Here is a 22954-nt window from a genome sequence, read left to right as displayed (position 1 = left end):
GGGCTGCGTCAGCCGCCGGCCCGCACGCCCTTCATCTCGCGCCGCAAGGCCACCGCGTCGGACGCGGGGCGGTGTTCCGAGGCGTTCAGCCGGAACACGTTGACGATCTCGGCGACCGCCTCGCTCTCGCTGCGCACCGCCATCGCGGCGGCGGCCAGTTGCTCGACCAGCGCGGCGTTCTGCTGCGTCAGCGCGTCCATGTGGGCGACCGCCTCGTTGACCTGCGAGATGCCGCTGAGCTGCTCGCCCGCGCCGGTGTCGATCTCGCCGACCAGCGCGGCCATGCGTCGCACCGACTCGAGCGCTTCCTCCATCGAGCTGCGGGCCTGTTCGGTCTGCTGCGCGCCGGCACCGACCTTGGCGGTCGAGTCCTGGATCAGCTGCTTGACCTCGCGTGCCGCGCCGGTCGTGCGCTGGGCCAGCGAGCGCACTTCGGCGGCCACGACCGCAAAGCCACGACCTTGCTCGCCGGCGCGTGCCGCTTCGACGGCCGCGTTCAAGGCCAGGATGTTGGTCTGGAAGGCGATGCCGTCGATCACGCCGATGATCTCGTTGATGCGGGCCGACGAGCGGTTGATCTCCTGCATGGTCTGGCTGACGCCGTCGACCGCCTGCGCCGTGCGCTGCGTCACCGCATTGACCTGGTCGGCAAAGGCGGCGGCCCCACGGGCCGATTCGGCGCTCTGGCGCACCGTGCCGGTGATCTGCTCCATCGAGGCTGCCGTCTGTTCCAGGCTGGAGGCTTGCGACTCCGTGCGGCCCGACAGGTCCTGGTTGCCCTGGGCCAGCTCTCCGGCCGTGTTGCGCAGGTGGTGAACGCCGGAACGGGCATCACCGACGATGGCCAGCAGGTTCACGCCCAGCTGGTTCAAGGCCCGCTCGCACTGGCCGACGACGCCGCGGCTGCGCACGTCCAGGCGCTGCGTCAGGTCACCGGCGGCGATGCGGTTGGCGTAGTCGGTCAGGCGTGCGATCGGGTTGAAGGCCACCCGCCGCGTCCACGCACCATTGGCCAGCGCGATCGGCAACAGCAGCAGCCAGGGCCACATGCCGGCGTCCAGCAACAGAGATAGCTCGATCACGCCAAAGGTCGCGGCGGCGGTCAGCAGGTGCAGGGCCACCACCTGGTGCGCCGCATCGAGCTGGAACAGCCGCCGCAGCCGGCCCGCTGGGCCCTTGCGGCGCAACTCGCCACCGTTGAGCACATGGACCTCGCGGCCGCTGGCCTTCTCCTCGCGCATGGCCGCGTAGAGCGCCTCGGCGGCCTGGATCTGTTCGCGCGTGGCCTCGGTGCGCACGCTCATGTAGCCGACCGGGCGATCGCCCTCCATCAGCGGCGTGACATTGGCCAGCACCCAGTAGTGATCGCCGTCCTTGCGTCGGTTCTTGACCGCGGCTGACCACGGCAGGCCGGCCTGCACGGTGGCCCACAGGTCGCGGTAGGCCTCCTCGGGCATGTCGGGGTGGCGCACCAGGTTGTGCGGCTGGCCGAGCAGTTCCTCGCGTTCATAGCCGCTGACGGTGATGAAGCTCGGGTTGCAGTAGGTGATGCGGCCTTGCAGGTCCGTCGTCGAGACCAACGTGGCACCGCTCGGGAAGGGGAATTCGCGTTGGCTGACAGGCAGGTTGGTGCGCATGTGGGTGGCGTGTTCCAGTTCCGGGTCGGCGGGCTGCCGGGCGATCCGTTGATGCACCCAAGCGTAGGAAATCGCCGGTTCACGAAATTCCGGAAAAAGACCCTCGTCGCCACCCAGTTATGCGGTCAACCGGAACTGTCCAGGACGTCCGCCAGACGCCGCTCCTGCCAGCCAAGCGCGGCAGCCACCGCCCTGTTTTGCCGCTGCGGCGCCAGCAGCAAGGTGTCGCACAAGGGTGCGAGCGACGTGGTTGCCGGGTCGGTCAGCAGCACGATGCGACCGGCGCCTTCCTCGTCCAGCCGGCCGATCCAGTCGAGCGCGGCCAGCTGCTCCAGCACCGGCTCGATCTGCAGGGGGTCGACGTGCAGCTGCTCGGCCAGCTCGGCCAGACTCAGGCCGCGCCGGGGCGATTCGCGCACCTGGGCCAGCGCCCGCAGCAGCGACAGTGCCAGCGTGAAGCGCCAGCCGGGCAGGGCGGCCGAGCGCACCACCCGCATCTGCAGGCTGGGTGCATAGGCGGCAATGACCGCGCCCATCAGCACGATCACCCAGCTGACATAGATCCAGACCAGCAAGATGGGCACGGCCGCAAAGGCGCCATAGATGGTCGAATAAATCGGCGTGGTCTTGAGGTAGACGGCCAGCAGGCGCTTGGCCAGGTCGAAGCCCAACGCCACGAAGACACCGCCCGCCCAGGCATGGGTCCAGCGCACCTGCGTGGCTGGCACGAAGCGGTAGAGCGCGGCCATGCCGCTGGCCATCAGGCTGAACTCGACCACGTCCAGCAGCAAGGCCACACCGCCCGGCAGGTCGTCGACGAAGCCCTTGGAGGCCGACAGCGCATAGGACGTCAGCGACAGGCTGACCCCCGCGATCAGCGGCCCCAGCGTCGCGATCGCCCAGTACACCAGCACCCGCTGGGCGATCGGGCGCTGGCGGCGCACGCGCCAGATGGCGTTGAGCGCGCGGTCGATGGTCAGCAGCAGCGCGATCGCGGTGAAACCCAGGAAGACCAGGCCGACCGAGCCGACCCGGTGGGCCTTGGTCGCGAAGCTGGTCAACTGCAACAGCACCGGCTTGGCGATCTGGTCGGGCACCAGGTTCTGCAGGAAATAGACCTCCAGCGCCTTGCGGAAACTGCCGAACATCGGAAAGGCGGTGAAGACCGCGAACATCACCGTGGCCAGCGGCACCAGCGCGATCAGCGTGGTGAAGGTCAGGCTGCTGGCGGCGACGCCGAGGCGGTCTTCGCGGAAGCGTTGCCGCAGCGTGCGCAGCGTGTCCAGCCAGGGCCAGTTCTGCAACGATCGCCAGGCCAGCCGGGTCGACGCGCGCAGGCGACGCCAGCGCGTGAGGGTCGGATGCGGGTCGGGACGATCGGTCTGATCAAGGCTCAAGGACATGCTGGCTATGATGCCAGCCGCCTTCTGGCACCCTTGCAAGTCACCGGCCTCTGGCCCCAGCTTCTGCCCCTTCCACGACCCATGTCCGACCGCCTGCCCACCGCCCCAGACACGACCGCTGCCGCACCGACGCCGGGCGTGTCGGCCAGCCGCTGGGCCGCGCTGCTGACGGCCCTCGCGCTGGCCGTGCTGGCGCTGGGCTGGGAGCTGGTCTGGGCCCCGACCGGTCGGGGCACGCTCGCGATCAAGGCCTTGCCCTTGCTGCTGGCCTTGCCCGGCCTGTGGCGCATGCGGCTCTACACCTACCGCTGGCTCAGCCTGGCCGTCTGGCTCTATGTGACCGAAGGCTTGGTGCGCGCCACCAGCGAGTCCGGCACCGGCGCCATGCTGGCGCTGGGCGAGGTCCTGCTCGGCGTGGCGTTGTTCACCGCCTGTGCGATGCATGTGCGGCTGCGATTGGCCGCCGGACGCGCCGCCGCGACCGCGGCTGCCCGCGCAGCCTGACCACGCCGGCTTGCCCGTGGCGGCCAACGCCTTGCCCGCCAGCGCGCTGGCCGACTTGCGCGCGGCGATCGGCGCTGACCATGTCCTGACGGGCGACGCGCTCGCCGGCCGTGACGCCGATGGCTGGCAAGTTGACCGCCGTGGCCGCTACCTCGGCCGAGCCGCCGCCGTGCTGCGCCCGGCCAGCACGGCCGAGGTGGCAGCGGTCCTGCGCATCGCCCATGCGCACCGCCTGCCTGTCGTCCCGCAAGGCGGCAACACCGGCCTGGTGGGCGGCTCGACACCCGATGGCAGCGGGCGCGAACTCGTGCTGTCGCTGCGCCGGATCGATCGCATCCGTGCGGTCGACGCCGCCAACCTCACGCTGACGCTCGAAGCCGGCTGCATCCTGCAGACCGCCCAGGACATTGCCGCCGAGCAGGGGCTGCTGCTGCCGCTGAGCCTCGCCGCCGAAGGCAGTTGCACCATCGGCGGCAACCTCGCCAGCAACGCCGGTGGCGTGCAGGTCTTGCGCCACGGCAATGCCCGCGCGCTGTGCCTGGGGCTGGAGGTGGTGACACCTGCCGGCGAGGTCTGGGACGGCCTGCGTGGCCTGCGCAAGGACAACACCGGCTACGACCTGCGCGACCTCTACATCGGCAGCGAAGGCACGCTGGGCGTCATCACCGCCGCCGTCCTGCGCCTGCACCCACAACCCCGCAGCACCGCCACCGCGCTGGCCCGCTGCGCCAGCGCCGAGGCGGCCATCGCGCTGCTGCAGGCCGCCCTTGCTGGAAGCGGCGGGGCGCTGGCGGCGTTCGAGGTCATGAACGCCGCCTCGATCGCCCTGGTCGGCAAGCACCTGCCACAGGCCGTGCCAGCCGACCTTCCGGGCGATCTGGATGCCAGCCAGGCCTGGACCGTCCTGCTCGAAAGCGCCGACGCCAGCGACCCGGACCGTGCCCAGGCCACGCTCGAAGTCGTGCTGGCCGCGGCCATCGACGACGGCATCGTCGACACCGCCTGGGTGGCTCAGTCCTTGAGCCAGTCCGCCGCCTTCTGGCGCCTGCGCGAATCGATCCCCTTGGCCCAGGCGCGCGACGGCCTGAACATCAAGCATGACATCGCCCTGCCGACCTCGCGCATCCCGGCCTTCATCAGTCAAGCCGATGCCGCCGTGCAGGCCCTGGTGCCCGGCGCCCGACACATCGACTTCGGCCACTGGGGCGACGGCAACCTGCACTACAACGTCATGGCCCCCGAAGGCGTTGCGCCTGCCGACTTCCTGGCCCGCTGGGAAGGGCCGATCAACACACGCATCTTCGACCTGCTGGGCAGCCACGGCGGCACGATCTCGGCCGAACATGGCATCGGCCGTCTCAAGCGCGACGAACTCGCCCGCCGCCACGACCCGGTCGCGCTGGCCCTGATGCGGCGACTCAAGCAGGCGCTGGATCCGCTGGGGATCATGAATCCAGGGCGGGTGTTGCCAATGTGACGGGGGCTGCCCGCTGGCACGCGGGGTGGATGCACGGCGATCAGCGGGCTCAGCCATGGGCTCGATCGCCTCGGTCGGCTCGATCGGCTCGGTGATGCCAGCGGTCTGGCGCCATGCAAGGCCGACGAGCGGGTCTGCGCTGCGGATGTGGCGGCAGCCTTCGTGCTGCGCGAAGGCACAATTGACGACCTTCGATGGGCCCGGCGGAGCCTGCGTGCGACCATGACGGTCTCGCCGCCGCCCGGGTCTCGGGCGGCCCCCCATGCGCTTTGATCTCGTCACGCTCAACCTCGTGCTGGCCATCGCCGAAACCCGCAGCATCACGCGCGGCGCGCAACGCGAACACCTCGCGCTGGCCGCCGCCAGCAAGCGCCTGAGCGACCTGGAGTCCCGCCTGGGTGTGCAGCTGTTCGAGCGGCGCGCGCGGGGCATCGAGCCCACGCCGGCGGGTCAGGCGCTGGTGCGCCACATCCGTTCCCTGCACGCCAGCTTGCATGCGCTGGAGGACGAGGTGGCCGACTACGCCCACGGCGTGCGCGGCACCTTGCGGGTGGTGGCGAATTCCTCAGCCATCGCCGAGTGCCTCCCGCCCGATCTTGCGGCCTTCTCAAAGGCCCATCCGGGCGTGCAGATCAGCCTGGAGGACGAGACCAGCACGCAGGTTCAGCGCGCGGTGCTGCAGGGCCAGGCCGATGTCGGCATCTTTGTGCCGCCGGTGATCGAGCCGGGTCTGCGCACCTGGCTCTACCGCCACGGCGAGCTGACCGTGATCGCGCCGGCCGCCCATCCATTGGCCCGCCGCGCCTCGCTCAAGCTGGCCGATCTGCTCGACGTCGACTTCGTGGGCCTGCACGTTGGCGCAGCCGCGCAGGACATCATCTTGGCCGAGGCCGCCGCGCAGGGCCGCAGCCTGAAGGCCAGGCTGCAGGTGCGCGGCTTCGATGCCATCGCGCAGCTCGTCGCCGCCGGCCTGGGCGTGGCGATCCTGCCCACCGGCGTGGCGCAGCGGCTGTCGCAGGCCTACGCCATCGGCCTGGTCGGGCTCGCCGAACCCTGGGCGCGGCGCGACTACCTTGTCGCGGTGCGGGCGCAAGAGGTGCTGCCGGCCGTGACCCGCCGCTTCGTCGAGTTGTTGCGCCAGGACGCACCCACGCCCGTCGAACCGAACCCCTCCGATGACGTGGCGAGCGCCTCGTCGACCCCGATCCAACCTGATTGATCCGCCACCAGGAGTCGCCATGACCGGACGCACCCTCTACGACAAGCTCTGGGACGAACACGTCGTCCACACCGAGGAAGACGGCACCGCCGTGCTCTACATCGACCGCCACCTGGTCCACGAGGTGACCAGCCCGCAGGCCTTCGAGGGACTGCGGTTGGCCGGCCGCAAGGTCTGGCGCGTCAGCTCGGTGGTCGCCACCGCCGACCACAACACGCCGACGACCGGCTGGGAGCAGGGCTACGACGGCATCGCCGACCCGATCAGCAAGCTGCAGATCCAGACCCTGGACAGCAACATCCGCGAGTTCGGCGCGGCGGCTTACTTCCCCTTCATGGACCAGCGCCAGGGCATCGTGCACGTCATCGGCCCGGAGAACGGCGCGACGCTGCCGGGCATGACCGTCGTCTGCGGCGACAGCCACACCAGCACGCACGGCGCGTTTGGGGCACTGGCGCATGGCATCGGCACCAGCGAGGTCGAGCACGTCATGGCGACCCAGACGCTGCTGGCCAAGAAGGCGAAGAACATGCTGGTCAAGGTCGAGGGCAAGCTCACGCCGGGCCTGACCGCCAAGGACATCGTGCTGGCCATCATCGGCCGCATCGGCACCGCCGGCGGCACCGGCTACACGATCGAGTTCGGCGGCAGCGCCATCCGTGCGCTGAGCATGGAAGGCCGCATGACGGTCTGCAACATGGCGATCGAGGCGGGCGCACGCGCCGGCCTGGTTGCCGTCGACGAGACCACGCTGGGCTATGTGAAGGGCCGTCCGTTCGCGCCCAAGGGCGTCGAGTGGGATCAGGCCGTGAGCCACTGGCGCACGCTGCACAGCGATGCCGGTGCGCATTTCGATGCGGTGGTCGAACTCGACGCGAGCCAGATCCGCCCGCAGGTCACCTGGGGCACCAGCCCGGAGATGGTGCTGGCGATCGATGAGCGTGTGCCCGATCCCGACAAGGAGAAGGACGACGTCAAGCGCTCGGCCATCGAGCGCGCGCTGACCTACATGGGCCTGGAGCCGAACAAGGCGATCGCCGATGTGCGCATCGACAAGGTCTTCATCGGTTCGTGCACCAACAGCCGCATCGAGGACATCCGCGAAGCCGCCGCCGTGGTGCGTCGCATCGGCGGGCGCGTGGCCAGCAACGTCAAGCTGGCGCTGGTCGTGCCGGGTTCGGGCCTGGTCAAGGCGCAGGCCGAGGCCGAGGGCCTGCACGAGGTCTTCCGCGCCGCCGGCTTCGAATGGCGCGAGCCGGGCTGCTCGATGTGCCTGGCGATGAACGCCGACCGGCTCGAACCGGGCGAGCGCTGCGCATCGACCAGCAACCGCAACTTTGAAGGCCGTCAGGGCGCCGGTGGTCGCACCCACCTGGTCAGTCCGGCCATGGCCGCCGCCGCCGCCATGAACGGCCACTTCGTCGACATCCGTCGCATCGCTTGACCCAGGGAACCGAGGGAATCACGTCATGCAAGCCTTCACCGTGCTCAAGGGCCTGGTCGCCCCGATGGACCGCGCCAACGTCGACACCGACGCCATCATCCCCAAGCAATTCCTGAAGTCGATCGCCCGCACCGGCTTTGGACCCAACCTGTTCGACGAGTGGCGCTACCTCGACAAGGGCGAGCCCGGCCAGGACCCGGCCAGCCGCAAGCCCAACCCCGACTTCGTGCTGAACCAGCCGCGCTACCAGGGTGCCTCGGTGCTGCTGGCGCGCGAGAACTTCGGCTGCGGTTCGAGCCGCGAACACGCGCCGTGGGCGCTCGACCAGTACGGCTTCCGCGCCGTCATCGCGCCGAGCTATGCCGACATCTTCTTCAACAACTGCTTCAAGAACGGCCTGCTGCCCATCGTGCTGCCGGAGTCGGTCGTCGCACGCCTGTTCGACGAGGTGCATGGCTTCGTCGGCTACCAGCTGACGGTGGACCTGCCGCGCCAGGTGGTGGTCAAGCCCGATGGCACCGAGATCCCCTTCGACGTCCAGCCCTTCCGCAAGTACTGCCTGGTCAACGGCTACGACGACATCGGCCTGACGCTGCGTCACGCCGACAAGATCCGCAGCTACGAGGCCGAGCGGCTGGCGCGCATGCCCTGGCTGGCGCAGCGCTCGCTGTGAACGAACGCGTCCTCATATCCCACGTCTGAAAGCATGCCCATGAAGATTGCCATCCTGCCCGGTGACGGCATCGGCACCGAGATCGTCGCCGAGGCCGTCAAGGTCCTCAACGTGCTCGACCTGTCCTTCGAGACCGAGACCGCGCTGGTCGGCGGCGCCGCCTACGAGGCGCACGGCCATCCGCTGCCCGAGTCGACGCTGAACCTCGCCAAGGCGGCAGATGCCGTGCTGTTCGGCGCGGTCGGCGACTGGAAGTACGACAAGTTGGAGCGCGCGCTCCGTCCTGAGCAGGCCATCCTGGGCCTGCGCAAGAACCTCGGCCTGTTCGCCAACTTCCGTCCGGCGATCTGCTACGAGCAACTCACCCACGCGTCGAGCCTGAAGCCCGAGCTGGTCGCGGGGCTGGACATCCTGATCATCCGCGAGCTGACCGGCGACATCTACTTCGGCCAGCCGCGTGGGCGCCGCACGGCGGTCGACGGCCTGTTTCCGGGTGCCGAAGAAGCCTTCGACACGATGCGCTATAGCCGCCCCGAGGTCGAGCGCATCGCCCACGTCGCCTTCCAGGCCGCACGGCGCCGCAACAAGCGCGTGACCAGCGTCGACAAGGCCAACGTGCTCGAGACCTTCCAGTTCTGGAAGGACATCATGATCGAGGTCGGCCAGCAGTACCCGGACGTGGCGCTGGACCACATGTATGTCGACAACGCGGCGATGCAGCTGGTCAAGGCGCCAAAGAAGTTCGACGTGGTCGTCACCGGCAACATGTTCGGCGACATCCTGTCGGACGAGGCGGCGATGTTGACGGGCTCGATCGGCATGCTGCCGTCGGCCTCGCTGAACGATCGCAACCAGGGCCTGTACGAGCCCAGCCACGGCAGCGCGCCGGACATCGCTGGTCAGGGTGTTGCAAACCCGCTGGCTACAATCCTGTCCGTTGCCATGATGCTGCGCTACTCCCTCAACCAGACCGAAGCCGCCGACCGGATCGAATCCGCCGTCAGCGCGGTGCTGTCTGCCGGTCTGCGCACCGGCGACATCTGGTCCGAGGGCACGAAGCGGGTCGGCACGCGCGAGATGGGTGACGCCGTCGTCGCAGCCCTGGTCGCACAGACCGGCGGCAAAACCATCACCTCGATTACCACGAGCTAGTCAGCTCCGGATCGTCTCGCCCCCAACACCTGGACCCCGGCGAAGCGAGCCGGGGAACACGGGGTCCGGAACACCACTGAAAGGCTGAGGAAATGGCACTCGTAGGATTGGTCGGCTGGCGCGGCATGGTCGGCTCCGTGCTGATGGACCGCATGCAGGCAGAAGGGGATTTCGACCTCTTCGAGCCGATGTTCTTCTCGACCAGCAACGCCGGCGGCGCTGCCCCGGCGATGGCGAAGAACGAGACGAAGCTGCAGGACGCATTCGACATCGCCGCGCTCCAGCGCTGCGACATCATCATCACGGCGCAAGGCGGTGACTACACCTCCGAGGTCTTCCCCAAGCTGCGCGCTGCCGGCTGGAACGGCCACTGGATCGACGCCGCGTCGACCCTGCGCATGAAGGACGACGCCGTCATCATCCTGGACCCGGTCAACCTGCCGGTGATCAAGGACGCGCTGGGCAAGGGTGGCCGCAACTGGGTCGGCGGCAACTGCACCGTCAGCTGCATGCTGATGGGCGTGGGCGCGCTCTACAAGGCCGGGCTGGTCGAGTGGATGAGCACGCAGACCTACCAGGCTGCCTCGGGCGGCGGCGCGCAGCACATGCGCGAGCTGCTGACTCAGTTCGGCACGCTCAATGCCGAGGTCCGTTCGCTGCTGGATGATCCGAAGAGCGCGATCCTCGAGATCGATCGCAAGATCATCGCCAAGCAGCGCGCGCTGAGCGAGGCCGAGACCGCCAACTTCGGCGTGCCGCTGGGCGGTTCGCTGATCCCTTGGATCGACAAGGACCTGGGCAACGGCACCTCCCGCGAAGAGTGGAAGGGCATGGCCGAGACCAACAAGATCCTCGGCCAGGGCGAAGGCTTCAGCGCGCCGGCCGTGCCGGTCGACGGCTTCTGCGTGCGCATCGGCGCGATGCGCTGCCACAGCCAGGCGCTGACCTTCAAGCTCAAGCGTGACGTGCCGCTGGCCGACATCGAGGCCATGATCGCCGCCGACAACGCCTGGGTAAAGGTCGTGCCCAACACCCGCGAGGCCAGCGTCCGTGACCTGACCCCCGTGGCCGTGACCGGCACCCTGACGATTCCGGTGGGCCGTCTGCGCAAGATGGCGATGGGTCCGGAGTATCTCGGTGCCTTCACCATTGGCGACCAGTTGCTCTGGGGCGCCGCCGAACCGCTGCGCCGCATGCTGCGCATCCTGCTGGATGCCTGAGCCCGGGGCTTCGTCGCGGATATACCCGGCCGCTGCAATGGCGCGCCGGTTCCCGAGATTCACCTGAGCTGACGGGATAGAACCGTCGTTGTCGACCGGCAACGACGGTTACAACAACCTTCACATTCCTCGATACCCCGCAGAACATCAGGCAGTGCATGAGCTTGTCTTTGTATCTGCTTGATGTTATTGTGATTTCAGGATTTTTTGAGTGGTTGCGCAGCGTGGCTGGAACCGGGTTGTCGAGGGCATGCCCCCGCGTTGGTCCTGACACCGGATACCGCAGCAATGACGCCGCAGGGCTGCTCGAATCCTGAAACTACGTTCGTTTGACGCACTTTTGCTCGACCTGAAGCGTCGGTTTGTGCGCAAGCCAAGCTGGGGCATGGGAGAAGCCTTGAAAACCGATATGTCTGGCGCTGGTCGCATGGCTCTGAAGCAAGTGGCGGCTGCGGTCGCCTTGTCCGCGTTGCTCGCGGGTGCCCCTTCGGCCTGGGCCCTGAGCCTCGGTCGCCTGACGGTGCAGTCCGCCTTGGGCGAGTCGCTGCGGGCGGAGATTGACGTCACCAGCCTGACGCCGGAAGAGGCGGCCAACCTGCGGGTGCGCATCGCCCCGCCGGACGCTTATCGCATCGCGGGCGTTGACTACAACCCGGTGTTGCCGCAGACCTCGGTCGCGGTGCAGCGTCGTCCCGACGGCTCGGCCTTCTTGCGCATTTCGAGCAACCAGTCCGTGCAGGAACCGTTTGTCGACGTGATCCTGGAACTGTCCTGGTCCAGCGGTCGCCTGCTGCGTGAGTACACGCTGCTTTTCGATCCCCCCGCCACCGCCAAGGCGCCGTCAGCGCCCGCTCCGGCCGTCGCGGCAGCGCCGCCGGTACCTGCTGCGCCGCCCGTGGCCGCTGCGCCGGCGGTTCCGGCTGCGCCGCCCGCCCCCGCGCCGCTGACCGCGGCCGCTTCGGCGCCCGATGTGGCGCCGGCCCCCGCCGCGCAAGTCGCCGAAGCCGCGCCCACCGCGCCAGCCGCTGCGCTCGGCAAGGGTGAACTCGCCGTGCGCGGCAAGGGCAAGGCCCGCGTGGACGCGCCTGCAGCACCTGCTGCACCGGCACCGGCCGAGGCCGCCTCCGATGCGGCAGCGAGCGAGGTGAAGGTCCGCGCTGGCGACACCCTGTCATCGATCGCCCGCAAGGCGCAACCCTCGGGCGTGTCGCTCGACCAGATGCTGGTCGGTCTCTATCAGGGCAACCCGCAGGCCTTCATCGGCAACAACATGAACCGGCTGCGTTCGGGCGTGATCCTGAACGTGCCCGCTGGCGAGCAGCTCTCGGCCATCGATGCGCAGGAAGCCCGTCGCGTCATCGTCGCCCAGAGTGCCGACTTCAATGCCTACCGTCAGCGTCTGGCCAGCGTCGTGCCGGCGCCCGTCAACGATGCTGCACCGGCCCGTCAGGGCGGTGGCAAGGTGACGGCCGAGGTGCAGGATCAGAAGCAACCGGCTGCCACCGCGCAGGACCGCCTGAAGCTCGACAAGGGCAAGCCGGCGGCCGGCAAGACCCAGGTCGCTTCCGCAGAAGACAAGATCGCGGCCGACCGTGCGGCCAAGGAAGCCAGTGATCGTGCCAGCGAGATGGCGCGCAACGTCGAGGAACTGAAGAAGCTCCAGGCGGCTTCCGCATCGACGCCGGCCGCGCCTGCGCCGACCCCGGCCGTGGCCTCCGCGCCTGCCTTGCCTGCACCGACCTTGCCGGTGGCCAAGCCGGCCGAAGCGATGGCTTCTGACGTCGTCGCAGCAGCGTCCGCGCCGATGGTCGACACCGCTGCATCGGCTGCCTCTGCGGCCGACGCAGCGCTCGCTGCCGCCTCGGCCGCGATGTCCGGCGGCGTCGATGCGGCCAGTGCGCCGGCTTCCGCACCGGTGCCGCCGGCACCGGTCGTGGCCGAAGAGCCCTCGCTGCTGGATGGCCTGGCAGAGAACCCCTGGGTGCTGCCCGGCGCGGGCGTGATCCTTGCGCTGCTGGCGGGTCTCGGCTACTACCGTTTGCGTGGCCGCAGCAAGGAAGACGCCGGTGTGACGTCCTTCCTGGAAAGCCGCCTGCAGCCCGACTCGTTCTTCGGTGCCAGCGGTGGCCAGCGCGTCGACACGCGGGACGCCTCCGGCGCGCCGTCGTCGATGAGCTATTCGCTGAGCCAGATCGATGCGATCGGCGATGTCGACCCGGTCGCTGAAGCCGATGTCTACCTGGCCTATGGCCGCGACCTGCAGGCCGAGGAGATCCTGAAGGAGGCGATGCGCGCCAACCCTGATCGCCTGGCCATCCGCACCAAGCTGCTGGAGGTCTACGCCAAGCGCCGCGACACCAAGGGCTATGAGCTGCTGGCGGGCGAACTGTATGGCCTGACCGGCGGTCAAGGCGAGGACTGGATCCGTGCGCAGGAGCTGGGCCGGTCGATCGATCCGGACAATCCCCTGTACGAGCCGGGCGGTCAGCCGGGCTTCGGCAGCACCGCGGAAGCAGGCGGTGGCGAGGCGCTGGGTGCCAGCACCATGCCGCAGTCCATCGTGCCTTCGCCGTCGCGTTTCGAGCACAGTGTTCCGGACCTCGACCTGAGCGCCGACCCGATGGGCACGCCCAGCGCGGCGGTTGATCTCGACATCTCGGTGCCTGCCGTGATGGACGATCCCATGCCTTCGTCGGTGTCCAACACCTTCCCGAGCGTGCCTTCGGGCTTCGGCAGCGCCCCATCGGCCTTCGACAGCCGCCCGTCCAACGGTGACTTCCGGGGCAGCGCCAGCCTTGACTTCGAGCTCGACGACCTGCCGCGGTCTTCATCGGCTTCGGCATCGACGCCGTCGATCGATCTGGCCGACCTGTCGCTGGACCTCGACACGCCGCTGAGCCGCCCGGGCTCGATCCCGGCACCGCTGAACGTCGAGGCCTACGACAGTGGCCTCGGTGACGACGGCTCCGACCCGCTGGCGCGCAAGCTGGAGCTGGCCGAGGAGTTCAACCAGATTGGCGACTTCGAGGGCGCTCGCGACCTGCTGCAGGAAGTGATCGACAACGCCGACGGCACGCTGCGGGCCAAGGCCCAGGCGATGCTCGACAAGCTGGGTTGATTCGCTGATGAGGTCGCCCACGCGATGATCGTCTTCACCAGGGGCTCGGTGCCGTGCGTCTCGCGCTCGGCCTGAGCTACCGGGGCACCGCCTACAAGGGCTGGCAGAGCCAGCCGGGCGGTGGCACGGTGCAGGATGCGCTCGAAGCGGCCCTGGGCCGCTTCGCCGCTTGTGAGGTGCGCACGGTCTGTGCGGGCCGCACCGATGCGGGCGTGCACGCGCTCAACCAGGTCGTGCACCTCGACATCGACCGCGAGCGCGAGAACTACTCCTGGGTGCGCGGCACCAACACCTTCCTGCCCGACGACATCGCGGTGCAGTGGTGCCAGCGTGTGCCTGACCATTTCCATGCCCGCAACGGTGCCAGGGGCCGGCGCTATGCCTACCTGCTGCTGGAGTCGCCGGTGCGTCCGGCACTTGAGTCTGGCCAGCTGGGCTGGACCTTCCGGCCGCTCGACGGCGCGCGGCTGCGGGCCGCCGCCAACGTGCTGATCGGTGAACACGACTACTCGGCCTTCCGCTCCTCCGAATGCCAGGCGCTGTCGCCGGTCAAGCAACTGCGCGAGATCTCGATCCGTCGTCAAGGCGCCGTCTGGCGACTGGAGTTCGAGGGCTCGGCCTTCCTGCACCACATGGTCCGCAACATCATGGGCTGCCTGATCATGGTGGCCAGCGGCCGGCGCGAAAGTGCCTGGTTGGCCGACGTGCTGGCGTCGCGCGACCGCAAGCTTGCGGCGCCGACCTTCATGCCCGACGGGCTGCACTTCCTGGGCCCGCGATACGATGCCGAATGGGCCCTGCCCGAGCGCACGCCGCCCTTCGACGCGCTGCCCGCCGACACCGCTGTCCTCGCCTTCTGATCGATGCCGCCGACGCGGTCGATGCCCATGAACAAGCCCCTTCAAGCCCGCACCCGCATCAAGATCTGCGGCCTGACCCGGCCCGAGGACGTCGATGCCGCCGTGGCCGCTGGCGCTGACGCGATCGGCTTTGTCTTCTATGCCCGCAGCCCGCGTGCGGTGACGCCCTTGCAGGCCGCCGAACTGGCGCGCCGCCTGCCACCTTTCGTGACGCCTGTGGGCCTGTTCGTCAACGCGACGCCGGCCGAAATCGAGGCCGCCTGCGCATGCATTCCCACGTTGCTGCTGCAGTTCCACGGCGACGAGACGGCGGCCCAGTGCGACGCGGCCGGACGCCCCTATCTGCGCGCTGCGCGGGTCGATGCAGACATCGACTTGTTAAACTTCGCACGCGCTTTTCCCGCCGCCCAGGCCCTGCTCCTGGACGCCCATGTCGAGGGCTACGGGGGAGGCGGAAAGGTCTTCGATTGGTCGCTCATTCCCGCCGACGTCCCCGCTCCGGTCGTTTTGTCTGGTGGGTTGAATCCTGCAAACGTGACCGATGGGATCGCACGCGTCCGGCCTGTGGCCGTTGACGTCAGCTCAGGCGTCGAGCTTGCCAAGGGCATCAAGGACGCCGGGCTGATGCGCCGCTTCTGCGACGCCGTCCGAGAGGCTGACGACCGGCTTGCCGCCGGCCTCTGATCGACCCTTCCGGGGATGCGGTTCCACTTCCAGCATCCGACCCCATGCACCTTCGGACCGTGAGCTTCGCGGTCCGGCCGTCTTCGAGAGACACACCATGTTCGACTACCAGCAACCCGATGCCCGCGGGCACTTCGGCATCTACGGCGGCAGCTTTGTCGCCGAGACGCTCAGCCAGGCCATCGAGGAGCTTCGTGCGGCCTACGAGCACTACAAGAACGACCCCGAGTTCCAGGCCGAATACCGGCGCGAGCTGGCCCACTTCGTCGGTCGTCCGAGCCCGGTCTACCACGCCGACCGCCTGAGCCGCGAGATCGGTGGTGCGCAGATCTTCCTGAAGCGCGAGGACCTCAACCACACCGGCGCACACAAGGTCAACAACACCATCGGCCAGGCCCTGCTGGCCAAGCGCATGGGCAAGCCGCGCGTGATCGCCGAGACGGGTGCCGGCCAGCACGGCGTGGCCACCGCGACGATCTGCGCCCGCTATGGCCTCGAATGTGTCGTGTACATGGGCAGCGAGGACGTCAAGCGCCAGAGCCCCAACGTCTACCGCATGCACCTGCTGGGCGCGCGGGTCGTACCGGTCGAGTCGGGCAGCAAGACGCTCAAGGACGCGCTCAACGAGGCCATGCGCGACTGGGTCACGAACGTCGAGAACACGTTCTACATCATCGGCACCGTGGCGGGTCCACACCCGTATCCGGCGATGGTGCGCGACTTTCAGCGCGTCATCGGCGACGAGTGCCTGGTGCAGATGCCCGAGATGATCGGCCGCCAGCCCGATGCCGTGATCGCCTGCGTCGGCGGGGGCAGCAACGCGATGGGCATCTTCTATCCCTACATCCCGCACGAACAGGTCCGCCTGATCGGCGTGGAGGCGGCAGGGGAGGGTCTCGAGTCGGGCAAGCACTCGGCCTCGCTGCAGCGTGGCTCGCCGGGCGTGCTGCATGGCAACCGCACCTATGTGCTTCAGGACGCCGACGGTCAGATCACCGAAACCCACTCGGTCTCGGCCGGTCTGGACTACCCGGGGGTGGGTCCGGAGCACGCCTTCCTCAAGGACATCGGCCGCGCCGAGTACGTTGGCATCACCGACGCCGAGGCGCTTGCCGCCTTCCACCGCCTGTGCCGCACCGAGGGGATCATTCCCGCGCTTGAATCCAGCCACGCCGTCGCCCACGCGATGAAGCTGGCCGCGACGATGCGGCCCGATCAGCATGTGCTGGTCAACCTGTCCGGTCGCGGCGACAAGGACATCGGCACCGTCGCTGACTTGTCCGGCGCCGACTTCTACTGTCGACCCTCGTGTCGCGGCCAGGCCGTCAAGGGCCAGGTGCAGGCCGATCAGGTCATCGAGATCACCCGTGCCACCCAGGGAGCAGCCCGTTGAACCGCATCGCCGCCACCTTCGAGCGCCTGCGCGCGCAAGGCCGCAAGGCCCTGATCCCCTACGTCACCGCCGGTGACCCGTATGCCGACGTGACCGTCGACCTGATGCACGGCATGGCCGCCGCCGGCGCCGACGTGATCGAGCTGGGTGTGCCCTTTTCGGACCCGATGGCCGACGGCCCGGTGATCCAGCGCGCCAGCGAACGGGCGCTGGCCCGTGGCATCACGACGGCCCGGGTGCTGGACATGGTGCGCGAGTTCCGGCGCCGCGACGCCGTCACTCCGGTCGTGCTGATGGGCTATGCCAACCCGATCGAGCGTTATGGCCAAGACCGCTTCGTCGACGACGCCCAGGCTGCAGGTGTCGACGGCGTGCTGGTGGTGGACTACCCGCCGCAGGAGTGCGAGGCCTTCGCGACCCGTCTGCGTGCCGCCGGCATGGACCCGATCTTCCTGCTGGCACCGACCTCGACCGACGCCCGCATGGCCGACGTTGGCCGCATCGCCACCGGCTACGTCTACTACGTCTCGCTCAAGGGCGTGACCGGTGCTGGCAACCTCGACACCGACGCGGTCGCCGCGATGGTGCCGCGCATCCGCCAGCACGTGGGCGTGCCGGTGGGGGTCGGCTTCGGCATCCGCGACGCCCAGACGGCGATCGCCGTCGCCCGGGTTTCGGACGCCGTCGTGATCGGCTCCCGTATCATTCAGCTCATCCAGGACGGCCCGCGCGAGCAGGTCGTGCCAGCCGCCTCCGGCTTCATCGCCGAGATCCGCGCGGCGCTGGACACCCTCCAAACGCCGCAAGGAGCAAGCGCATGAGTTGGCTCGACAAGCTGCTGCCGCCCAAGATCCAGCAGACCAATCCGACCGAGCGCCGCTCGGTTCCCGAAGGCCTCTGGGTCAAGTGCCCGTCCTGCGAGACGGTGCTCTACAACACCGATCTGGAGCAGAACGTCAACGTCTGCCCAAAGTGCTCGCACCACCACCGCATCGACGCCCGGGCTCGCCTGGATGCCTTCCTCGATGCCGAGGGCCGCTACGAGGTTGGCCAGGAGGTCGTGCCGGTCGACCCGCTGAAGTTCAAGGACAGCAAAAAGTACCCCGAGCGCCTCAAGGAGGCGATGGAAGCCACCGGTGAGACCGATGCGCTGATCGTCATGGGTGGCTCGGTCATGAGCATCCCGCTGGTCGTCGCCTGCTTCGAGTTCGACTTCATGGGCGGCTCGATGGGTTCGGTGGTTGGCGAGCGCTTCGTGCGTGGCGTCGAGACCGCGATCGAGCAGAAGGTTCCCTTCGTCTGCTTCACCGCCACCGGCGGTGCACGCATGCAGGAAGGCCTGCTGTCGCTGATGCAGATGGCGAAGACCAATGCCGCGCTGACGCGTCTGGCCAAGGCGAAGCTGCCCTATGTCAGCGTGCTGACCGACCCGACCATGGGCGGTGTCTCGGCCAGCTTCGCCTTCGTGGGCGACGTGGTGATGGCCGAGCCCAAGGCGCTGATCGGATTCGCGGGTCCCCGCGTGATCGAGAACACCGTGCGCGAGAAGCTGCCTGAGGGCTTCCAGCGCAGCGAGTTCTTGGTCGAGAAGGGCGCGCTGGACATGATCGTCGACCGTCGCCAGCTGCGTTCGACCATCGCCCGTGTGCTGGCGATGCTGCAGCGCCAGAGCGCCGACGCGGTCGCCTGAATCTTGCCGAGCCGGCCTCGGCCGGCGCGTACTGGGGGCGTCGCAAGGCGCCCCTGTCCTTTTGGGGCGGCGTGGGCCTGTGCCACCGACCCGGAGTTGCCGTCCTGATGTACCGCACCCTCGCCGAGTGGCTGTCGCACTGCGAACGCCTGCACCCGCGCACCATCGACCTGACGCTCGAACGCGTGGCCACCGTGGCGCGTCGGCTCGACCTGCGCTTCGACGTGCCGGTCTTCACCGTCGCCGGCACCAACGGCAAGGGCTCGACCTGCGCGATGCTCGAAGCCATCCTGACGCAGGCGGGCTACCGGGTCGGTGTCTACACCTCGCCGCACCTGGTGCACTTCGAGGAGCGTCTGCGCGTCAATGGCGACATCGTCCGTGCCGACGCGCTGTTGCCGGATTTCGAGGCCGTCGAGGCCGCCCGCGACGGCGGCGCGCTGACCTACTTCGAGTTCACGACGCTGGCGCTGCTGCGCCACCTGTCGGCCCTGCCGCTTGATGCGGTTGTGCTGGAGGTCGGCCTCGGCGGCCGGCTGGATGCGGTCAACGTGATCGACGCCGACTGCGCCGTCATCACCAGCATCGACCTCGACCACATGGACTTCCTCGGGCCGGACCGCGAGTCCATCGGCCGCGAGAAGGCTGGCGTGATGCGCGCCGGTCGCCCGGCCATCGTGTCAGACCCGCAGCCGCCGGCCAGCCTGCTGGCCCATGCCGCCGACCTGGGGGTCGACCTGTGGTGCTTCGGCCGCGACTTCAACTACGCCGGCGACCGCCAGCAGTGGTCCTGGAGCGGACGCGGCCGGCGCTACAACGCCATGGCCTACCCGGCGCTGCGGGGCGCCAATCAACTGCTGAACGCCACCGGCGTGCTGGCCGCACTGGACGCCATGCGTCAGCAGCTGCCGGTGCCCGCGCAGGCCGTGCGAAACGGCCTGGCCATGGTCGAACTGCCCGGGCGCTTCCAGATCGTGCCGGGCCAGCCGACCCTGGTGCTGGACGTGGCACACAACCCCCACGCTGCCGCCGTGCTGGCGCGCAACCTCGATCAGATGGCCTACCACCCGCGCACCCACGTCGTGCTCGGCGCCATGGCCGACAAGGACATCGCCGGTCTGCTGCAGCCGTTGCTGCCGCTGGTCGACAGCTGGCATTGCACCGACCTGCCGACCGCGCGGGCCGCCCGAGCGGTCCATGTGGCGGCGGCGGTCGAGGCGGCGCGTGCCGCGCATCCGGCCAGCTCCGCGCCGCTGCCGGTGGCCACGATCACCTGCCATCCGGACCCGTCCACCGCGCTGGCTGCGGCCATCGCCGCCGCAGACCCGGTGGATAGAATCGTGGTCTTTGGCTCGTTCTACACCGTTGGTGGCGTGATCGAGGCCGGAGTGCCGCGGCTGGGCAGCGCGCACCTCGGGTGAAACCTCGGTTTTCCCCGTGCCGATCGGCCGACGCGTCGATGCGGCTGACCGCCGCAACGTGGCCGCCCAGCGGTCGCCCATGACGATCAACGCCAGCTCGACGCCAGCCCGTCGCGTCGCCCCACCCGGATCTCCCGCCTGATGCGTCTGCCTTCTTTCCTCCAGCGCCAGCAAGCCGCCCGCTCGGGTGCCACGTCGTCGCGCGGTGCCGTGCCGCAGGACGATGCCGCCATCGAGCAACTCCGCGTGCGGGCGCGCCGCCGCCTGATCGGCGCGGCGGTGCTGGTGGTGCTGGCGGTGGTGGTGCTGCCGATGGTGTTCGAGTCCAAGCCCCGGCCGGTGGGTGGCCCCATCACGATCGAGGGCGTTCGCCCGGACGGCACGTCTGCCGCGCCGATCGCAGCAGCCCCAACGCCGGTTCCCGCTCCAGTCTCGCCGCCCGCGGCCTCGGCGGCGCCCGTCATGTCGTCGCCGGTGGCCGTTGTGCCGCCCGCGGCTGCGGCGCGTCCCGCGTCGGCGGCCGATCCTGTTGCAGCCGATCCTGTGGCTGCGTTGAGCGAGCCCGATCCGCCCAAGGTCGCGCCCAAACCGGCCGAAAAACCGGTCGAAAAACCGGCTGAAAAACCCGCCGCCAAGCCTGTGGTCAAGCCCGAGGCGCCGAAGTCTGAACCGGCCACTGCGACTGTGGGCAAGCCCGACGGCGTCAAGTTCGCCGTCCAGGTTGGCGCCTACGCCGAGGCCAACGCCGTGCGCGAGACCCGGGCGCGGCTGGACAAGCTGGGCCTGCGCTCCAGCGTCCAGCCGGTCACCACCAACGAGGGCACGCGCACCCGCGTCCGGATCGGCCCGTTTGCCACGCGGGAGGAGGCCGAGAAGGCCGCCGCCCAGCTGCGCGCCGCCGGCCTGCCCGGCATGATCGTGCCGCAGTGAGGCGGGCACGATGACGCTCGATGCTTCCTGGGTCGACATCGGCGCGGCGGTGATCCTGCTGCTGTCGGTGGTGCTGGGCCTGCTGCGCGGCCTCGTCCACGAGGTGCTGTCGGTGCTCGGCTGGCTGGTGGCCTGGCTGCTCGCCCGCTCAGCCGCCTTGCCCGTCGGTGACTGGCTGGGTTGGGCGCCGCCCGGATCAAGCCTGCGGGTGGGGATCGGCTTTGTGCTGACCTTTGCGCTGGCGATGCTGGTCTGGCGCATCTTCGCTTGGCTGCTGTCGCAGATCATCAAGGCCAGCGTGCTGGCGCCGGTCGACCGTGTGCTCGGTGGCCTGTTCGGCTTGCTGCGCGGGGCGTTGATCGTCGTGTTGGCCGTGACGTTGGCTGGCTTCACGCCGCTGGCGCGCAAGCCGTTCTGGCGCGAATCGGTCTCGGTGACGGCCGCGCAGGCGGCGCTGGCGCAGCTCGCGCCGGTCTTGCCGGCCGATTGGACACAAAGGTCGAACGGGCGCGTCGTGCCCTGAGCGTGGACAATACGGGTTGTCCCGCAGCAACCGGCCGTCGGCCCTCGACGGTGGTGCGCGGGATCCCTTTTTTCGGAGTGAACGATGTGTGGCATCGTCGGGGTGACGTCGAACTCGCCCGTCAATCAACAGATCTACGACGCCCTGCTGCTGCTGCAGCACCGCGGCCAGGATGCCGCAGGCATCGTGACGGCGGTGGGCACCAAGTTCTTCATGCACAAAGCGCGCGGCATGGTGCGCGACGTCTTCCGCACCCGCAACATGCGGGCGCTGCCCGGCACGATGGGCCTGGGCCAGGTTCGTTACCCGACCGCTGGCAACGCCTACAGCGAGGAAGAGGCCCAGCCCTTCTACGTCAACGCGCCCTTCGGCGTCGTGCTGGTCCACAACGGCAACCTGACCAACGCGCATGCGCTCAAGCAGGAGCTGTTCGACATCGACCGTCGCCACATCAACACCGAGAGCGACACCGAGGTCCTGATCAACATCCTTGCGCACGAGCTGGAGCTGGCCGCGCGTGACCTGCCGCTGTCGCCGGTGGAGGTCTTCAAGGCGGTGGCCGAGGTGCACCGGCGCGTCAAGGGCTCCTATGCCGTGGTCGCGCTGATCGCGGGTTACGGCCTGCTGGCGTTCCGCGATCCCTACGGCATCCGGCCGTTGTGCCTGGGCTCGCAGGACGGCGCCAAGGGCATCGAATGGATGGTGGCCAGCGAGTCGGTCGCACTCGAGGGCTCGGGCTTCAAGATGCTGCGCGACGTCGCGCCCGGCGAGGCCGTGTTCATCGACATGAACGGCCAGATGCACGCCCAGCAGTGCGCCACGTCGCCGTCGCTCAACCCCTGTGTGTTCGAGTTCGTCTACCTCGCGCGGCCGGACTCGGTGATCGACGGCGTGTCGGTCTACCACGCCCGTCTCAACATGGGCGAGACGCTGGCCCAGCGCGTCATCAGCACCATGCCGCCGTCGGACATCGACGTCGTCATCCCGATCCCGGAATCGAGCCGTCCATCGGCCATGCAGCTGGCGCAGAAGCTGGGCAAGCCCTACCGCGAAGGTTTCGTCAAGAACCGCTACGTGGGCCGCACCTTCATCATGCCGGGCCAATCGGTGCGCAAGAAGAGCGTGCGCCAGAAGCTCAACGCGATCGGCATGGAGTTCAAGGGCCGCAACGTGCTGCTGGTCGATGACTCGATCGTGCGCGGCACGACCTCCAAGGAGATCGTGCAGATGGCCCGCGAGGCCGGCGCCAACAAGGTCTACATGGCCTCGGCCGCGCCGCCGGTGCGCTACCCCAACGTCTACGGCATCGACATGCCGACCAGCGAGGAGCTGATCGCGCACAACCGCTCGATGGAGGAGATCCGCGCCTACATCGGTTGCGACGCGCTGATCTACCAAGACGTCGACGCGATGAAGCGTGCGGTCGGGGCGCTGAACCCGAAGCTGGCCGGCTTCGAGGCGTCCTGCTTCGACGGCCGCTACATCACGGGCGACGTCAGCGCGGCCGACTTCGAGGCCATGCAGACCCAGCGCAGCAACCAGCCGCAGGACGAGGAAAGCGCCGCTGATCGCGGCCGGCTCGCCCTCCAGAACGCCAGCGAATAAC

19 protein-coding genes are annotated in these 22954 nt (G+C 69.0%); 17 read left to right on the top strand and 2 right to left on the bottom strand.

Going from position 1 to position 22954, the window contains the following annotated elements; genetic code table 11:
* Positions 1-8 precede the first annotated feature (8 nt).
* Entirely contained in the window at positions 9-1637 is a 1629-nt protein-coding gene (locus tag EV685_RS03005) for a methyl-accepting chemotaxis protein (RefSeq protein ID WP_130480474.1), read from the bottom strand.
* A gap of 125 nt (positions 1638-1762) precedes the next feature.
* Positions 1763-3040, bottom strand: a complete 1278-nt coding sequence (locus tag EV685_RS03000; protein WP_130480473.1) for a YihY family inner membrane protein — start codon at positions 3038-3040, stop codon at positions 1763-1765.
* 81 nt (positions 3041-3121) lie between these two features.
* Here EV685_RS03000 and EV685_RS02995 point away from each other — a divergent pair, with 81 nt between their 5' ends.
* The 17 genes from EV685_RS02995 (at position 3122) to purF (ending at position 22953) form a co-directional block, all read left to right on the top strand.
* Positions 3122-3544 carry a DUF2069 domain-containing protein gene (locus EV685_RS02995; RefSeq protein WP_130480472.1) on the top strand — a complete coding sequence of 141 codons (423 nt, stop codon included), beginning with the start codon at positions 3122-3124 and terminating at the stop codon, positions 3542-3544.
* Positions 3545-3560: 16 nt separating this feature from the next.
* Positions 3561-5021: an FAD-binding oxidoreductase gene (locus EV685_RS02990; protein WP_242615388.1), complete on the top strand. Its 1461-nt coding sequence runs from the start codon at positions 3561-3563 to the stop codon at positions 5019-5021.
* Between the two features lie 262 nt (positions 5022-5283).
* Positions 5284-6240, top strand: a complete 957-nt coding sequence (locus tag EV685_RS02985) for a LysR family transcriptional regulator (RefSeq protein ID WP_130480470.1) — start codon at positions 5284-5286, stop codon at positions 6238-6240.
* Between the two features lie 19 nt (positions 6241-6259).
* Positions 6260-7684 (top strand): 3-isopropylmalate dehydratase large subunit, encoded by a 1425-nt coding sequence (gene leuC / locus EV685_RS02980; RefSeq protein ID WP_130480469.1) that lies wholly within the window; start codon positions 6260-6262, stop codon positions 7682-7684.
* Between the two features lie 25 nt (positions 7685-7709).
* The gene (leuD, locus tag EV685_RS02975) at positions 7710-8357 is read left to right on the top strand and encodes a 3-isopropylmalate dehydratase small subunit (protein WP_130480468.1); all 648 of its coding nucleotides are present in this window, start codon (positions 7710-7712) and stop codon (positions 8355-8357) included.
* 39 nt (positions 8358-8396) lie between these two features.
* Positions 8397-9509, top strand: a complete 1113-nt coding sequence (gene leuB / locus EV685_RS02970) for a 3-isopropylmalate dehydrogenase (protein ID WP_130480467.1) — start codon at positions 8397-8399, stop codon at positions 9507-9509.
* A gap of 92 nt (positions 9510-9601) precedes the next feature.
* Positions 9602-10729 carry an aspartate-semialdehyde dehydrogenase gene (gene asd / locus EV685_RS02965; RefSeq protein ID WP_130480466.1) on the top strand — a complete coding sequence of 376 codons (1128 nt, stop codon included), beginning with the start codon at positions 9602-9604 and terminating at the stop codon, positions 10727-10729.
* A gap of 427 nt (positions 10730-11156) precedes the next feature.
* On the top strand, positions 11157-13847 hold the full coding sequence (locus EV685_RS02960; RefSeq protein ID WP_242615387.1) for a motility hub landmark protein FimV: 2691 nt from the start codon (positions 11157-11159) through the stop codon (positions 13845-13847).
* A 53-nt stretch (positions 13848-13900) separates the two neighbouring features.
* On the top strand, positions 13901-14707 hold the full coding sequence (truA, locus tag EV685_RS02955; protein WP_130480464.1) for a tRNA pseudouridine(38-40) synthase TruA: 807 nt from the start codon (positions 13901-13903) through the stop codon (positions 14705-14707).
* A 27-nt stretch (positions 14708-14734) separates the two neighbouring features.
* Positions 14735-15391 (top strand): phosphoribosylanthranilate isomerase, encoded by a 657-nt coding sequence (locus EV685_RS02950; protein WP_420820799.1) that lies wholly within the window; start codon positions 14735-14737, stop codon positions 15389-15391.
* 97 nt (positions 15392-15488) lie between these two features.
* Complete coding sequence (gene trpB, locus EV685_RS02945) at positions 15489-16784, top strand: tryptophan synthase subunit beta (RefSeq protein WP_130480462.1); 1296 nt, start codon at positions 15489-15491, stop codon at positions 16782-16784.
* Positions 16781-17605, top strand: coding sequence for a tryptophan synthase subunit alpha (trpA, locus tag EV685_RS02940; protein ID WP_130480461.1), 825 nt, complete (start codon positions 16781-16783; stop codon positions 17603-17605). Before trpB ends, trpA begins: the two co-directional genes overlap by 4 nt.
* The gene (accD, locus tag EV685_RS02935; protein WP_130480460.1) at positions 17602-18474 is read left to right on the top strand and encodes an acetyl-CoA carboxylase, carboxyltransferase subunit beta; all 873 of its coding nucleotides are present in this window, start codon (positions 17602-17604) and stop codon (positions 18472-18474) included. Before trpA ends, accD begins: the two co-directional genes overlap by 4 nt.
* 107 nt (positions 18475-18581) lie before the next feature.
* Entirely contained in the window at positions 18582-19895 is a 1314-nt protein-coding gene (gene folC / locus EV685_RS02930) for a bifunctional tetrahydrofolate synthase/dihydrofolate synthase (RefSeq protein WP_130480459.1), read from the top strand.
* 141 nt (positions 19896-20036) lie between these two features.
* Positions 20037-20825: an SPOR domain-containing protein gene (locus tag EV685_RS02925; protein WP_130480458.1), complete on the top strand. Its 789-nt coding sequence runs from the start codon at positions 20037-20039 to the stop codon at positions 20823-20825.
* Positions 20826-20835: 10 nt separating this feature from the next.
* Positions 20836-21348: a CvpA family protein gene (locus EV685_RS02920; RefSeq protein ID WP_130480457.1), complete on the top strand. Its 513-nt coding sequence runs from the start codon at positions 20836-20838 to the stop codon at positions 21346-21348.
* A gap of 84 nt (positions 21349-21432) precedes the next feature.
* Positions 21433-22953 (top strand): amidophosphoribosyltransferase, encoded by a 1521-nt coding sequence (gene purF / locus EV685_RS02915; RefSeq protein ID WP_130480456.1) that lies wholly within the window; start codon positions 21433-21435, stop codon positions 22951-22953.
* Position 22954 lies beyond the last annotated feature (1 nt).

The sequence above is a fragment of the Sphaerotilus mobilis genome (assembly GCF_004216565.1).
Lineage (GTDB): Bacteria > Pseudomonadota > Gammaproteobacteria > Burkholderiales > Burkholderiaceae_C > Sphaerotilus > Sphaerotilus mobilis.
The sequence above is the reverse complement of the archived record's forward strand: the minus strand, read 5'-3'. Positions and strand labels throughout refer to the sequence as shown.

Coding starts and splice junctions, on each gene's coding strand:
- EV685_RS03005 (WP_130480474.1), bottom strand. CDS start 1,637: ATGCGCACCAACCTGCCTGTCAGCCAACGCGAATTCCCCTTCCCGAGC.
- EV685_RS02995 (WP_130480472.1), top strand. CDS start 3,122: ATGTCCGACCGCCTGCCCACCGCCCCAGACACGACCGCTGCCGCACCG.
- EV685_RS02950 (WP_420820799.1), top strand. CDS start 14,735: ATGAACAAGCCCCTTCAAGCCCGCACCCGCATCAAGATCTGCGGCCTG.
- asd (WP_130480466.1), top strand. CDS start 9,602: ATGGCACTCGTAGGATTGGTCGGCTGGCGCGGCATGGTCGGCTCCGTG.
- trpB (WP_130480462.1), top strand. CDS start 15,489: ATGTTCGACTACCAGCAACCCGATGCCCGCGGGCACTTCGGCATCTAC.
- EV685_RS03000 (WP_130480473.1), bottom strand. CDS start 3,040: ATGTCCTTGAGCCTTGATCAGACCGATCGTCCCGACCCGCATCCGACC.
- EV685_RS02985 (WP_130480470.1), top strand. CDS start 5,284: ATGCGCTTTGATCTCGTCACGCTCAACCTCGTGCTGGCCATCGCCGAA.
- accD (WP_130480460.1), top strand. CDS start 17,602: ATGAGTTGGCTCGACAAGCTGCTGCCGCCCAAGATCCAGCAGACCAAT.
- EV685_RS02920 (WP_130480457.1), top strand. CDS start 20,836: ATGACGCTCGATGCTTCCTGGGTCGACATCGGCGCGGCGGTGATCCTG.
- folC (WP_130480459.1), top strand. CDS start 18,582: ATGTACCGCACCCTCGCCGAGTGGCTGTCGCACTGCGAACGCCTGCAC.
- leuC (WP_130480469.1), top strand. CDS start 6,260: ATGACCGGACGCACCCTCTACGACAAGCTCTGGGACGAACACGTCGTC.
- EV685_RS02960 (WP_242615387.1), top strand. CDS start 11,157: ATGGCTCTGAAGCAAGTGGCGGCTGCGGTCGCCTTGTCCGCGTTGCTC.
- EV685_RS02925 (WP_130480458.1), top strand. CDS start 20,037: ATGCGTCTGCCTTCTTTCCTCCAGCGCCAGCAAGCCGCCCGCTCGGGT.
- purF (WP_130480456.1), top strand. CDS start 21,433: ATGTGTGGCATCGTCGGGGTGACGTCGAACTCGCCCGTCAATCAACAG.
- leuD (WP_130480468.1), top strand. CDS start 7,710: ATGCAAGCCTTCACCGTGCTCAAGGGCCTGGTCGCCCCGATGGACCGC.
- leuB (WP_130480467.1), top strand. CDS start 8,397: ATGAAGATTGCCATCCTGCCCGGTGACGGCATCGGCACCGAGATCGTC.